Below are 13,686 nucleotides of genomic sequence, written 5' to 3'. Positions count from 1 at the left end.
GCAGCTCCCGCCTCTCGGTGCGAGTCAGATGTGAGTCAGATGTGAGTCAGGTCACCTCAGCTGGTGGATAAACCTATGGGACTGAATGTTTACTGACAACCCCGGAATCGGGGGTGGTCCGGACATACGATCGGGCCGCGGGCCGCGGTTGGGCGGCTCGACGGGAGGAGGCGCGGTGCGACTGCTGTCGGGTGACGCGCGCGACGCGCTCCTCACCCCGCTCGAGGGGGGTGGCCGGAGCGAGGCGGTCGCTCGCCGGCTCGGCAGTGCGATCGCCCTCGGGCTCATCGAGGACGGTGAGCAGTTGCCCTCCGAGTCGCAGCTCGCGGCGACGCTCAACGTCTCGACGCTCACCCTGCGCGACGCCCTGGCCGACCTGCGTTCCCGCGGGCTCGTGGAGACCCGGCGCGGTCGCGGTGGCGGGAGCTTCGTGCGGATGTCGCCGGCGGCACTGGCGCGCCTCTCCCACGACCGGCTCGCCGAGGTGGGCGTGAGCGACCTGCGCGAGATCGGGGACATGCACGCGATGGTGGCCGGGTCCGCCGCGCACAAGGCGGCCGAGCGGGCCTCGCCGACGGAGCTGGCCAGGCTGCGCGACCTGGTCTCCCGGATGTCGGGCGCCCGCGACGCCACCGAGCTGCACCGGCTCGAGGGCCGCTTCTACATCGAGATGGCCGCCGCGGCGCAGTCGGCCCGGCTCACCCGGCTCGAGATCGAGATCCAGGGCGACCTGGCCCAGGTGATGTGGCGGCTGCAGCCCGACCGCTCGGCGGCGGCCGTCGCGGGCGAGCGCGCGGCCGTCGTCGAGGCCGTCGCCCGCCACGACGGCGATCTGGCCCGGCGGCTGACCGAGGAGCAGGTCGACGGGGACACCCGGCGGCTCATCGAGGAGCACATCGCCACGACCCGGTCGCGCGACCGGGAGGGAGGACCGGATGACCACCACCCACGCCGCTGACCCGGCCACGGTGATCTGCGCCGCGGCCGAGGGTGTCTTCGCGACGGTCGCGGAGGTACGGCGACTCACCCTCGACCGTCATGCCGCCGCCGTCGACACGGGGCGCCCGTTCGACGACGCGGACGTCAGCGGTCTCGCGCCGGCCTTCGTCGAGCTCCTGGAGGCCGCCGACCAGCTCGCGGTGGGCCTCGGCATCATCCTCGAGCCCGGCACGCTGCCCGGTCACCCGCTGCGCCTGGAGTGGTGGCAGCGGCCGCCGGGCAGGGACGCACCCGTGCCCCTCGAGGTCGACCTCCACCCCGACAGCATCGGCTTCTACGACTACACGGCGGCCGACTGGTTCGCCGTCCCGCGGCGGACCCGCGCCCGCCACGTCGTCGGCCCCTACGTCGACGTGCACGGCACCGATCGCTACCTGCTGACGCTGACCATGCCGATCGAGGTCGCGGGCCGCTTCCTCGGCGTCGCCGGCGCCGACGTGCCGATCACCGGCTTCGAGACGATGGTGCTGCGCGGGCTCGGCGGCAGCGACGCGATCCTCGCCAACGACGAGGGCCGCGTCGTGGTGTCGACCTCGAGCCGCTGGATCACCGGCTGCCTCCTGCCCCAGCAGCGGCGCCGGGCCGGCGTACGCCTCTCCCGGCTGCCCTGGGAGCTCATCGAGCCGCCGCTGCCCGAGCCTGCGAGGGCAGCGACCAGCGGCGAAGGTTGAGGAGCGTCGGCTCGGACCGGAGCGCAGCGACGGACCGAGCGACGCGTCTCGAAACCCGGTGATCGCCGAAGGGTGGTTTCGAGACGGGACTTCGTCCCTCCTCAACCACCGAGCCGCCGTGTTCGAGACGGGACTTCGTCGCTCCTCAACCACCGCAACGCCGGCGGCCTCGGACTATCCCGCGCCCGCGCGGTGTTGCCCGGAGGTGGAGATCCTCGACTCGGTGGTGATCGGTGCCGGACAGGCCGGGCTGTCGGCGGCGCACCACCTGCAGCGGCGGGGCATCTCCCACGTGGTCCTCGACGCGAACGCCGCGCCCGGCGGCGCGTGGCAGCACCGGTGGGACTCGTTGACGATGCACGACGTGCACGGCATCGCGGCGCTGCCCGACTCGGCACCCCCGGCGGACGAGGTGGGTCGCGCGAACGTCGTGGTGCCCGCCTACTTCGGCGACTACGAGCGCGCCCACGGCCTGACCGTGCTCCGACCGGTCCGCGTCGACCGCGTGGAGTCCGTCGGTGGACTGCTGGCCGTCCACGCCGGCGACCGCAGCTGGACGTCGCACACCATCGTCAACGCGACCGGCACCTGGTCGCAGCCGCACCTGCCGTGGTACCCGGGCATCGACGCCTTCCGCGGCGAGCAGCTCCACACGCACCGCTATCCCGGGCCCGACCACTTCGCCGGGCGCCGGGTCGTCGTGGTCGGAGGTGGCGCCTCGGCCGTGCAGCTACTCGGCGAGATCGCGCCGGTGGCCGCCGACACCCTCTGGGTGACCCGCCGCGAGCCGGTCTGGCGCACCGACGACTTCACACCCGAGCGCGGCCGCGAGGCGGTGGCGCTGGTCGAGGACAGGGTCCGCCGCGGCCTGCCGCCGATGAGCGTGGTCAGCGTGACCGGGCTGGCGCTGCGCGAGCAGGAGCAGGCGGCCGCGCGCCTGGGGGCGTACGACCGGCAGCCGATGTTCACGCGCATCGAGCCCGACGGCGTCCGCATGCCCGACGGGACCCCGTGGCCCGCCGACGTCATCCTCTGGGCGACCGGCTTCCGGCCCGCCATCGCCCACCTCGCGCCGCTGCGCCTGCGCTCCGAGCACGGCGGCATCCAGCTCGACCGCGCCGGCACGACCGCCCTCGCGGACCGGCGCGTGCAGCTGGTCGGCTACGGCCCGTCCGCGAGCACGATCGGCGCCAACCGCGCCGGGCGGTCCGCCGCTCGCGGCGTGGCCGCGTGGCTGGCTCACACGGAGAGCAGCGCCTCGAGCGCCTGACGGTCGGGCAGGTCCTCGGGCTCGACGACCTCGCCCGTGCGGACGTAGTAGAACGCGACACGGACGCTCTCCAGTGGCACGCCGTGGAGCTCGGCCCACGCGAGCCGGTAGATGCCGAGCTGGAGCGGGTCGGCGGTGGCGGACCGGTTGGTCTTCCAGTCGACGAGCAGGTAGCGACCGTCGGTCTCGGTGTAGACGGCGTCGATGCGGCCGCGGACCACCTGACCCGCGAGCACCAGCGCGAACGGCGCCTCCACCTGGAACGGCGTGCGCGTCGCGAACGGGCCGGACTCGAAGGTCGCGATCAGCTCCTTGAGGTCGGTGTCGTCGTCGATGCCGGCGTCGGCGCGGCCGGGCAGGTCGCCGTAGTCGAAGAGATCCTGCTGACCGAACCGCGCCTCCACCCACGCGTGGAAGCGGGTGCCGAAGCGGGCCGCCGACGACGGCGGCCGCGGCATCGGCCGGGCGAGCTCGCGCGCGAACGTCCCGGGATCGTCGCGGAGCCGACCGAGGGCGGTCGCCGAGAGGCTGCTGGGCAGGGTCACCTCGATGTCGCTGCTGCGCTCGGCGCGGGCCTCGCCGACGAGCCGCTCGAGCTCCTCGTCCCACTCGGCCACACGCGCGGCCTCGATCATGTCGAGCCCGGCATCCGCCGCCACGGGATCGATCTCCCGGACCCGCCGAGCTGCCTCGAGTCGCAGTGCGGCCTCCTGGCCGGTGCCGATGGGCGGCCACGGCCGAGAGGGGTCGACCGCGTCGTAGGGGTTGGGATCGCCCTTCACGGGCTTGTCCTGCCAGCCGTCCGTCGGCTCGCCCCAGGCGTCGAGCCGGTCGCGCACCACGGCCTGGTAGGGCGACGGCCCGAACGGTGTCGCCCGCGGGCTCCACAGGTACGACGTCACGGCCAGCCGGTGCGCCGCGCGCGTGAACGCGACGTACCCGAGCCGCAGCTCCTCCTCGGCGTCGTGGTCGCGGGTCGCGGCACGGTAGGCGTCGAGCGCGGCCTTGTCGTGGCCGGCGAGCTGCGGCAGGTCGTGGGCGTCGCCGCGCAACGGCGCCGGGAGGATCGCGGGCGAGGACGTCCACAGGGTGCGCGAGCGGTTGGACGGGAAGCGGGTCTCGCAGACGCCGACGAGGAACACCGAGTCCCACTCGAGGCCCTTGGACCGGTGCACGGTGAGCAGCTTGACCGAGTCGGCCTCCGTCGGGGTGGCGACGTCGAGGCCGTTGCCCTGGTCGTCCTCGGCGGTGAGGTAGGCCAGCAGGGCCGGGAGCGTCACGTCGCCGTCGACTGCCTGGAAGTCGGCGACGGCCTTCACGAACAGGTCCACGTTGTCGCGACGGGCTGCCGCGGCCGGGCTGACGGCCGAGGCGAGCTCGACGTCGGTGCCACTGGTGTCGATGATCCGCCGGACGATGTCGAGGAGCGGCTCACCGACGTGGGCGCGCAGCATCCGCAGCTCGGTCGCCAGCAGCCCGAACCGCTCCAGCGCCTCCGCGGAGTAGGGCTGGTCGCCCGGGTCGCCGAGCGCGTCGTCGAGCGACGCGATCTCGGCGGGGTCGATGCCGTCGGCGATCTCGAGCAGGTGGTCGCCGATCGACTCGGGGGTGGCCCCGCGTCCCCGGCGACCGGCGATCTCGAAGGCCCGCTGGCTGAGCAGCCGCAGGTCGCGCGGGCCGATCGCCCAGCGCGGACCGGTGAGCAGGGTGAGCAGCGACGCGTTGGCCGTGACGTCGTGGAGCAGGTGCAGGGTCGCCACGATCTCGGCGACCTCGGGCAGCCGGAGCAGGCCGGACAGGCCGACGATCTCCACGGGGATGCCGGCCCCGGTGAGCGCGTCGAAGACGTCCTCGGCGTGCGCGTTGTCGCGGGTCAGCACACCGATCTTCGCCCAGCCGCCGCCGGGGTCGTGCGCCGCCTCGACCGCGTCGACGAGCCAGGCGAGCTCGTCGGCATGCGTCGTGAAGACCCGGGTCGTCACCTCGCCCTGCCCGGCCTCGGGCTTGGCGACCAGCGGCTCGACCTGGGTGAACTTCTCGTGGAGCGGCGCGGCCAGCCGGTTGGCGACGTCGAGGATGCGGGCGTCGGAGCGCCGGTTGACCGTGAGGGGGTACGTCGGCACCGCGCCCCCGTCGGCGGCCGGGAACGTCTCGGCGAAGTTCAGGATGTTGGACACCGACGCCCCGCGCCAGCCGTAGATGGCCTGGTTGGGGTCGCCCACGGCCGTGACCGGGTGTCCGCCGGAGAAGAGCCGCGACAGCATCACGGCCTGCGCGACCGAGGTGTCCTGGTACTCGTCGAGCAGCACCACCTTGAACCTCGCCCGCTCGTGCTCGCCGACGCCCGCCTGCTCGGCTGCCAGCCTCGCGCCCAGCTCGATCTGGTCGGAGAAGTCCATCAGCCCGAGGTCGTGCTTGAGCCGCCGGTAGGACTCGACCAGCCCGAGCAGCTCGGCCCGCCGGTCGATCGCGAAGATCGCCTTCTCCACCGCCTCGCGGTAGGTGACGCGACCCTTGCCGGCGAGCTCCTCGGCCAGCGCGCGCTCGAACCCGGCCCGCGCCTCGGCGTCGAGGTCGCGCACCCGGTCGGGTGTGACGAGGTGCTCGCTCATCGCGCTGTCGAGGGCGAGGAGGTTCTGGATGACCGTCGCCGGGTGGTCGGTGAGGTGGCGGACGTCGCCGGTGAACCGGTCGACCGCCCGCGCGCCCAGCTGGTAGCGGGCCGCGTCGGTGATCACCCGCGTGTCGGGCTCGTGGCCGATGCGCAGGCCGTGGTCGGTGAGCAGGCCGGCAGCGTACGCGTTGTACGTCGCGACCGTGGGCTCGAGGACGTCTCCCTGCTCGTCCGCCTCCTCGAGGGCGCCGGCCTCCTGGAGGGCCGTCCGGATCCGGCCGCGCAGCTCGCTGGCCGCCTTGGTGGTGAAGGTCAGGCCGAGCACCTCGTCGGGGCGCACCTGGCCGGTGACGACGAGGTGGACCACGCGCGCGGCCATCAGCGTGGTCTTGCCCGACCCCGCGCCGGCGATCACGACGGCCGGGGCGAGCGGCGCGGAGATCGCCGCCCACTGCTGGGCGCTGGGTGCGTACGGCGTGCGCATCACCGCCGCGAGCTCCTCGGGGGTGCGGATCTGTCGTGGGGTCATGCGGGGTCCCCGACGAGTTGTGCGCGGAGGGAGCGCAGCGAGTGGAGCGTGCAACTTGGTGGGGTGTTCATTGGTTGGTCACCGATCCCGCGCTCTTGATCGGGCAGATCGGCACGAACCCGCAGTCGCGGCAGTGCTGCCCGGCGACGGCCGGGAAGGACTCCGTACGCAGCATGCCCGCGGTGGCGCGCAGCTGGTCGCGCAGCGCAGCGCGACCGGGGCCGTCGTCGGGCTGCACGTCCTGTGACTGCACGACCGCGGTCTCGCCGCCGTCGGTGAGCCCGAGCTGGATGAGCTCCGCACCGCCCGCATGGGCGTCGGGGGCGAGCTCGGCGACGGCTCCGTGGTCGACTGCGAGCTGGTAGAGGCCGAGCTGGAGGTGGCTCTCGACGGCCTTGTTGCTGGGCTTGGTGCGGCCGGTCTTGAGGTCGACGACGACCACGTCGCCGTCCGCGTCGAGCTCGAGGCGGTCGGCGTACCCGGTCAGCTTGATCTGCTCCCCGTCGTCGAGCCGGACGACGGTCGAGAACTGGGCCTCGGTGCCGACGAGCCGCCGCGGGTTGGTGACGTGCCAGTGCAGGAAGCGGCCGAGGGCGGCGCGGACGCGCTCGTGCTCGCGCGCCTTCGACCACGGCGTGCGGAAGTCGAGCCGGTCCCACACGGCGTCGACGTGCTCCATGAGGACGTCGATCGCGGGCTCCACCTCGCCGGTGGCCACGCGCTGGGCGAGCGCGTGGAGCAGCTCGCCGAGGTTGGCGGACTGGTGGGCGCGGGCGATGCCGCCGGCCTCGCGGGCGAGGAACCACTGCGTGGGGCAGACCATCATCGACTCGAGCACGCTGGCCGACACCGGCACCGGCTGGTCGGGGTCACGGACCGGCTGCACGGAGCGGGTGGCGGCGCGGGTGCCCCACCACGTGGACGGGTCGGCGCTGGGCACGAGCGGTCGGCCGCCGATGCTCGCCCCGGCGAGCCGGGCCAGGCGCCGGGCGGCGGCCTCGCGGAGCGGCTCGCTGGTGGCCGGGTCGGCGACGGTACGTCGCAGCTCGCTGACCAGCCCGGTCCTCGACAGCGGGCGCCCCGGCCGGCCGACCACGCGCTCGATCCCGACGCCGAGCTCCTCCAGGAAGCGGGACGGCTGCTCGCCGTCGTCCTCCGCCGATGCGACCGCCGTGACGACCAGCCGCTGCCGCGCGCGGGTGCACGCGACGTAGAACAGGCGGCGCTCCTCCATGAGCAGCTCACGCGCGGAGACCGGTGGCACGACGCCGTCGGAGCCGATGCGGTCGGCCTGGAGCAGCGTCGAGCGGCGGCGCAGGTCGGGCCAGCCGTCCTGCTGCACGTGGGCGACGACGACCAGGCGCCACTCGAGCCCCTTGGCGCGGTGGGCGGTGAGCAGGCGCACGGCGGAGCCGCGGGCGCCGCGCTCGGCCAGCGTGTCAGCGGGGATCTGCTGTTGGACGAGGCCGGCCAGGAACGGCCGGACACCGACGTGGTCGCGCTGCTCCTCCGAGCGGGCGGCGACGTCGAAGAGGGCGCACACCGAGTCGAGGTCGCGGTGAGCCCGGCGCGCCGTGCCGCCGCCGAGGTCGACCGACCGCCGCAGCCGGGCGGGCCAGCCGGTGCGCGACCAGAGCGTCCAGAGCAGCTCCTCGGCCGACGCACCGGAGACCATCTGCTCGCGGGCGTCGAGCAGCAGCTGGGTCAGGGCGCGGGCGCGACCGGCCTCGGGTCCGTCGAGGCCGTCGAGGAACCCGCGCTCGACCACGGCCAGCCGGACCAGGTCGCGCGACGGCCGCGGCGGCCGGTCCTGGGCCTTGCTCTGCTCCTTCTCGCGGGCGCGCAGCAGCCGGGCCAGGCGGCGTACGTCGCCGGCGTCGAGCCCGCCGAGCGGACCGAGCAGCAGGGCCTCGACACGCGCCGGGTCAAGGTAGTCGACCTGCTCCACGTCATCGTTGTCGAGGTTGACGACGGCGCGCAGCGCGTCGAGCAGCGGCAGCACGGCGGGATCGCGCACCAGCGGCACCTCGTCGCTGGCCACCTCGACCGGGACGCCGGCCGCGCCGAGGGCACGACGCAGCGGCGGGATCGAGCTGCGTCCGGACCGGACCAGCACCGCCATCTCGTGCCAGGGGACGCCGTCCTCGAGGTGGGCACGGCGCAGCAGGTCGGCGAGGTGCTCGGCCTCCGCGCGCTCGGTGTCGAAGGTGCGCGCCACGACCCGGCCGTCGCCGAGCCCGGACGTCGCCTCCGGGGCGAGGAACGCCGTGCGGGCCTCCTCGGGGATGCTGCCCGGCAGCGCGAGCCGTCCCGCGACCCGCTGGGAGGCGACCAGGACGCGGGGGCCGAAGCGGCGCGTGGTGCGCAGCGCCACCACGTCGGCCGGCGACCCGTCGGCCCGGGGGAACTCGGTCGGGTAGTCGAGGATGCCGCGCACCTCGGCCCCGCGGAAGCCGTAGATCGACTGGTGCGGGTCGCCCACGACCGTCAGGTCGCGGCCGTCGCCGGCGAGGGCGCGCAGGAGTGCGACCTGACCGGGGTCGGTGTCCTGGTACTCGTCGACGAACACGTGCCGCAGCTGGGCCCGCAGCTCGTCGCGATGGGCCTCGGCCTCGATCGTCGCGCGGCGGATGAGGTCGGCGTAGTCGGTTGCGCCCTGGGAGTCGAGGTTGGTGAGGTACTGGTCGAGGAAGAGACCGGCCGCGACGTACTCCGGCAGCGCCTCGGCCTCCCCGAGCGCGCGGAGCCGCTCGCCGTCCAGGCCCTTCTCGCGGGCGCGGGAGAGCACGGCGTGGACCTCGCGCGCGAAGCCGCGGGTGCCGAGCGCGCTGCGCAGCGAGTCGGGCCAGGTGACGGACTCGGCGTGGTCGGTGAGCAGCTCGCGCAGCACGACGTCCTGCTCGGGCGCCGAGAGCAGGCGCAGCGGCGCCTCGTAGAGCTCGGCCGGCGAGTAGCGCCGGATCAGGGCGTAGGCGAAGGAGTGGAACGTCGTGCTCAACGTCGTCGACATCGTGCGCCCGAGCCGGGCCGTCACGCGGTCGCGGAGCTGCTCGGCGGCCTTGCGGGAGAAGGTCAGCGCCAGGACCTCGTCGGGCCGCGCGCCGCCGCGGTCGATCCGGTCGACGATCGTCTCGACCAGCGTCGTCGTCTTGCCGGTGCCCGGCCCGGCCAGGACGAGCAGCGGCCCGCCGGCGTGGTCGACGACCCGCTGCTGGTGCTCGTCGAGTGTCGGGACCGTGACGGCGGCGTCGGGACGCACGAGGTGGTACGTCGTCTCCGGTGTCGCGGTCGCCATGTGGCCATTCGACCAGACCGCGCCGACAACGCCCGACAATGGGGCCGTGAGCCATCGGACCGTCGCCATCCTCGCCTTCGACGACATGGAGGTGCTCGACTTCGCCGGCCCCTACGAGGTCTTCAACGTGGCGGGCGAGCTCGGCGAGGGCAACCCGTTCTCGGTGTTCTCGGTGGGCGTCGGCGACGGGCCGGTGACCGGTCGCGGCGGGTTCACCGTGCTGCCGACGTACTCGCTCTCCGACGCGCCGATCCCAGACCTCGTCGTGGTGCCGGGCGGCGCCGGGTCGCGGGCGCTGACGAAGGACGACGAGGTGCTGGCGTGGGTGCGCGACCGCGCGGCCGAGGTCGAGCTCCTGATGTCGGTGTGCACCGGCGCGCTCGTGCTCGGGGCCGCGGGGCTCCTCGCGCGACGGTCGGCGACCACGCACCACGACGCGTACGACGAGCTCGCGGCGATCTCGCCGAGCACCAAGGTGATCCGCGGCCAGCGCTTCGTGCGCAGCAGCGACAACATCCTCACCTCGGGTGGCGTCTCGGCCGGTGTCGACCTCGCGCTGCACGTCGTCCAGCTGCTCGCCGGGCAGGAGACGCGGGACCGGACCGTCGCCGAGATGGAGTGGATGTGGCAGTCCTGACCGCCTCCGGTTGTCACCTCTCGCCGTAGGACGGAGCCGTCGGGCTGGGTAGCGTGCCGGTCATGGATGAAGGACCTCTCTCCGACCTCGTCGTCCTCGACCTGACCCGCGCGCTCGCCGGACCGCACGCCGGCATGATGCTCGGCGACATGGGCGCCCGGGTCATCAAGATCGAGTCGCCCAGCGGCGACGACACCCGCGGCTGGGGCCCGCCGTTCGTCGGCGAGGGCCACGAGCGCGAGTCGACGTACTTCATGTCGGCCAACCGCAACAAGGAGTCGCTCGTCCTCGACCTGAAGTCGGAGGAGGACCGCGACGTGCTCGCGCGGCTCGTCGAGCGGGCCGACGTGCTGATGGAGAACTTCCGGGTCGGGGTGCTCGACCGGCTCGGCTTCCCGGTCTCGCGGCTGCACGAGCTCAATCCGGGGCTGGTCGTGCTGTCGATCACCGGGTTCGGACACGACGGCCCGGAGGCCAAGCGGGCGGGCTACGACCAGATCGCGCAGGGCGAGGGCGGGCTGATGTCGATCACCGGCACCGAGCAGCCGACCAAGGTCGGCGTGCCGATCGCCGACCTGATCGCCGGGATGAACGGCGCCTTCGGCGTGCTCGCCGCCCTGCACGAGCGCTCCCGCACCGGCCGCGGCCGCGTCGTCCGGACGTCCCTGCTGGCCGGCATGATCGGCGTCCACGCCTTCCAGGGCACGCGGTGGACCGTCGCCGGGGAGGTGCCCGGTCTCGCGGGCGACCACCACCCGTCGATCGCGCCGTACGGCATGTTCGCGACGCAGACCGCGCCCGTGCAGATCGCCTGCGGGTCGGAGGGCCTGTGGCGCGCGCTGTGCGGCGCCCTCGGGTGGGACCCCGCCGAGGAGGGCTTCGCGACGAACGCCGAGCGCGTCGCCCACCGCGACGCCCTGGTGTCGCGGATCGAGTCGCTCTTCGCCTCCTCGCCGGCGGAGCACTGGCTGGGGCTGCTGGCCGAGGCCGGCGTGCCCTCGGGCAAGGTCCGGTCGATGGACGACGTCTACGGCTGGGACCAGGTGCTCTCGCAGGGCCTGCTGCTCTCGGTCTCGCACGCCACCCAGGGAGAGGTGCGCCTGCCGGGGTCGCCGATCCGCTTCGACGACCAGCCGTTCTCCGGGGGGCGCTCGTCCCACGTCGCCCCCCCGACGCTGGGGCAGCACAACGAGTCCATCCGGGAGTGGCTCGACTCGTGAGCCCGGGGGCGGGCCGCTGAGGGGTTTCATCAAGGGATGAAGGTCAAGCCACGCTTCCCGTGGTGAACTCGCCCAGGGAGGCGCGGCTTCGCCCGCATCCCTTGATGAAGCGCCGACGCCGGCACCCGCGGCACCCTCACCGGGACTTCTCGGGGACTCCCCTCGCTTCTCGGGTGTTGCATCCCCCGAGAAGCGCAGGAATCCCCGGTGCACCGGGGATTCCTGCGAGGGGTGGGACCGACCTCAGCCCAGGTCGACGATCGCGGCGACCGGGCCGCCGCCGTCGGGGCCCTGGTGGGCGGCGGAGACGGACACGAAGACGGCAGGGTCGCCGGTGACGGCCGCGGTGACGCCGCCGACGGCGGCCTTGATCTGGCGGTGCCAGTGCACGTCGGAGTCGTCGAGCATCGCGTTGCGGCGGCCGCGGACCTGACCGTCCTGGGAGGCCTCGCACTTGAGGAACACGTTGACGAGGCGGCCGTCGAGGTCCGCGGTGCGCGGGCGCTCGGGGAGGTCCAGACCGGCGGAGCGGATCGCCTCCCAGATGCCCTCCTGGTCGAGCGCGTCCTCCATCACCGAGTGGCCGATGCGGTAGCGGCCGCCGACACCCGGGGCGTTGCCGACCACGACCACCTGGGCCTGGTCGAGCTCGACGCCCGACGAGCACGAGGCCACCGACGAGTAGAGGGAGCGGTCGTGCATGACGTCCTCGTCGGACGGCATCTCGATCTCGCCGAGCGCGACGGCGATGCCGAGCGCGGTGCAGCCGTTGGAGAGGTCCATCGACTCGTGGGTGTGCTCGGTCCACACGGTCTTGCCACGCGACTTCGCGTCCCGAATGGTGTGGATGGTCAGCAGCGGCGTCTTCGTCTGCACGTAGTGGACGTCCGCCGGGTCCGTGATCCCCGCCCGCTCCATCGCCACGCGAACGGCGTCCGCGACCTTGCTGACCATCGCGGTGCGGCCGATGTCCTCGGGCGCCAGCTGCTCGCTCATCGCGAAGCCGACGGTCAGCCGCGGCTCGTCGGTCGGCTCGGCGTCGACGGTCGCGAAGATCGTCGCGTGGGGGCTGATCACGCCGTCGGTCCCGCCCGACCACACGATCGGCACCTGCTTCACGGCGTCGGCGTCGGCGCCCTTGGCGACCAGCACCTCGCGGAACGCGCGGTCGGCGATGATCCGCGTGTAGTCGTTGACGCCGCCGTTGCCCTCGGTCTTGCCGATGATCGCGATGACGCGGGAGGCCTCCATCACGCCGTCGTCGATCAGCCTCGCGAGCTCGCTGGCGTCGGCAACCGAGTGGATCGGGACCTTGCGTACTTCGATGGCGCTGGGCATCAGGTTTCCTTTCGGTTTCCGGGGTTTTCGAGACGGTCGCTGCGCGACCTCCTCAACCGCCGGGGTTAGTTGGGTACGACGACCGTGCCCGCGACGCCGGTCACCGCGTCGGAGATGTGGGCGAGGTCGGTGATGACGGCGCGCGCGCCGCCCTGCTCGACGAACCGGCAGGCGGCGTCGACCTTGGGCCCCATCGAGCCACTGGCGAAGTGACCGTCCGCGGCGTACGACCGCATCTCGGCGGCGGTCACGACGCCGACGTCGCGGGCCTCGGGCGTGCCGTAGCCGAGCACGGCGTGCGGCACGTCGGTGCCGATGACGAGGACGTCGGCCTCGACGGACCTCGCCATCAGCGCGGCACCGAGATCCTTGTCGATGACCGCCTCGACCCCGTGGAACGACCCGCCCTCCTCGACGACCGGGATGCCGCCGCCGCCGTTGGCGATCACGACGAAGCCGGCGTCGACCAGCGCCTGGGCCGCCGGGGCGTCGAGGATCCGCAGCGGCTCGGGAGAGGCGACCACGCGCCTCCAGCCCTTCGCCCCGCGGTCCTCCCAGGTCTCCCCGTGCTCGATCAGCACCGCCGCCTCCTCGGCCGGCAGGAACCGGCCGATCGGCTTGGTCGGCCGCTCGAAGCCCGGGTCGGAGGCGTCGACGAGCGTGCGCGTCACGACCGCCGCCGTACGACGGTCGATGCCGCGCCGCCGGAGCTCGGCCTCGAGCGCGTCCATGAGCACGAAGCCCAGCGTCGCCTGGGTCTGCGCGCCGCACCAGTCCAGCGGGACCGGGGGCACGACGGAGGCCGCCAGCTCGTTCTTGACGAGCAGGTTGCCGACCTGCGGGCCGTTGCCGTGCGTGATCACGACCTCGACGTCGTGCTCGAGCAGGTCGGCGACCGCGGACATGGCGACCCCCGCCGCGGCGATCTGGTCCTCCGGGCGGGCACGCCCGTCGGCGTTCGTCATGGCGTTGCCGCCGAGCGCGAGCAGGACCCTCATGCGACGAACCTAGTGACCGGCTGCACGACGGCCCATGGCAGGAGTTGCCAAGAGCACGGGGGTCAGGCGAGCACGAAGTACCTGATCCACACGTAGACCCACGAGATCAGCAGTG

At 73.6% G+C, this 13,686-nt stretch carries 9 protein-coding genes; 5 read left to right on the top strand and 4 right to left on the bottom strand.

Features of this window, described 5'->3' with window-relative positions:
• Positions 1-175 precede the first annotated feature (175 nt).
• The 3 genes from PZ894_RS01275 (at position 176) to PZ894_RS01265 (ending at position 2,940) form a co-directional block, all read left to right on the top strand.
• Complete coding sequence (locus PZ894_RS01275) at positions 176-958, top strand: GntR family transcriptional regulator (protein ID WP_275741665.1); 783 nt, start codon at positions 176-178, stop codon at positions 956-958.
• Complete coding sequence (locus PZ894_RS01270) at positions 936-1,670, top strand: cache domain-containing protein (RefSeq protein ID WP_275741663.1); 735 nt, start codon at positions 936-938, stop codon at positions 1,668-1,670. The genes PZ894_RS01275 and PZ894_RS01270 overlap by 23 nt, the downstream gene beginning before the upstream one ends.
• A gap of 205 nt (positions 1,671-1,875) precedes the next feature.
• A complete protein-coding gene (locus PZ894_RS01265; protein WP_275741661.1) occupies positions 1,876-2,940 on the top strand; it encodes an FAD-dependent oxidoreductase in 1,065 nt (354 codons plus the stop codon).
• Here the strand turns inward: PZ894_RS01265 and PZ894_RS01260 are convergent.
• Positions 2,910-6,083: an ATP-dependent DNA helicase gene (locus tag PZ894_RS01260; RefSeq protein ID WP_275741658.1), complete on the bottom strand. Its 3,174-nt coding sequence runs from the start codon at positions 6,081-6,083 to the stop codon at positions 2,910-2,912. The genes PZ894_RS01265 and PZ894_RS01260 overlap by 31 nt on opposite strands.
• Positions 6,084-6,150: 67 nt before the next feature.
• Complete coding sequence (locus tag PZ894_RS01255) at positions 6,151-9,378, bottom strand: ATP-dependent DNA helicase (protein ID WP_275741656.1); 3,228 nt, start codon at positions 9,376-9,378, stop codon at positions 6,151-6,153.
• A gap of 46 nt (positions 9,379-9,424) precedes the next feature.
• Here PZ894_RS01255 and PZ894_RS01250 point away from each other — a divergent pair, with 46 nt between their 5' ends.
• Positions 9,425-10,015 (top strand): DJ-1/PfpI family protein, encoded by a 591-nt coding sequence (locus PZ894_RS01250; RefSeq protein WP_275741654.1) that lies wholly within the window; start codon positions 9,425-9,427, stop codon positions 10,013-10,015.
• 62 nt (positions 10,016-10,077) lie between these two features.
• Positions 10,078-11,235 carry a CoA transferase gene (locus tag PZ894_RS01245; RefSeq protein ID WP_275741652.1) on the top strand — a complete coding sequence of 386 codons (1,158 nt, stop codon included), beginning with the start codon at positions 10,078-10,080 and terminating at the stop codon, positions 11,233-11,235.
• Positions 11,236-11,478: 243 nt separating this feature from the next.
• On the opposite strand, the gene PZ894_RS01240 is transcribed toward PZ894_RS01245, so the two are convergent.
• Both PZ894_RS01240 and arcC read right to left on the bottom strand, forming a co-directional pair.
• Positions 11,479-12,573, bottom strand: coding sequence for a ring-opening amidohydrolase (locus tag PZ894_RS01240; protein WP_275741650.1), 1,095 nt, complete (start codon positions 12,571-12,573; stop codon positions 11,479-11,481).
• 65 nt (positions 12,574-12,638) lie between these two features.
• Positions 12,639-13,571 carry a carbamate kinase gene (gene arcC, locus PZ894_RS01235; protein ID WP_275741648.1) on the bottom strand — a complete coding sequence of 311 codons (933 nt, stop codon included), beginning with the start codon at positions 13,569-13,571 and terminating at the stop codon, positions 12,639-12,641.
• Positions 13,572-13,686: the final 115 nt, after the last annotated feature.

Origin of the sequence: Nocardioides sp. YIM 152315 (assembly GCF_029210375.1) — a bacterium.
Taxonomy (GTDB): domain Bacteria; phylum Actinomycetota; class Actinomycetes; order Propionibacteriales; family Nocardioidaceae; genus Nocardioides.
Note: the sequence above shows the minus strand (reverse complement) of the source record. Positions and strands in the feature narration are given on the sequence as shown.

What these genes read in the sequence shown, in the direction of transcription:
- arcC (WP_275741648.1), bottom strand. Translation starts at nt 13,571, where the DNA reads ATGAGGGTCCTGCTCGCGCTCGGCGGCAACGCCATGACGAACGCCGAC.
- PZ894_RS01240 (WP_275741650.1), bottom strand. Translation starts at nt 12,573, where the DNA reads ATGCCCAGCGCCATCGAAGTACGCAAGGTCCCGATCCACTCGGTTGCC.
- PZ894_RS01245 (WP_275741652.1), top strand. Translation starts at nt 10,078, where the DNA reads ATGGATGAAGGACCTCTCTCCGACCTCGTCGTCCTCGACCTGACCCGC.
- PZ894_RS01260 (WP_275741658.1), bottom strand. Translation starts at nt 6,083, where the DNA reads ATGACCCCACGACAGATCCGCACCCCCGAGGAGCTCGCGGCGGTGATG.
- PZ894_RS01255 (WP_275741656.1), bottom strand. Translation starts at nt 9,378, where the DNA reads ATGGCGACCGCGACACCGGAGACGACGTACCACCTCGTGCGTCCCGAC.
- PZ894_RS01270 (WP_275741663.1), top strand. Translation starts at nt 936, where the DNA reads ATGACCACCACCCACGCCGCTGACCCGGCCACGGTGATCTGCGCCGCG.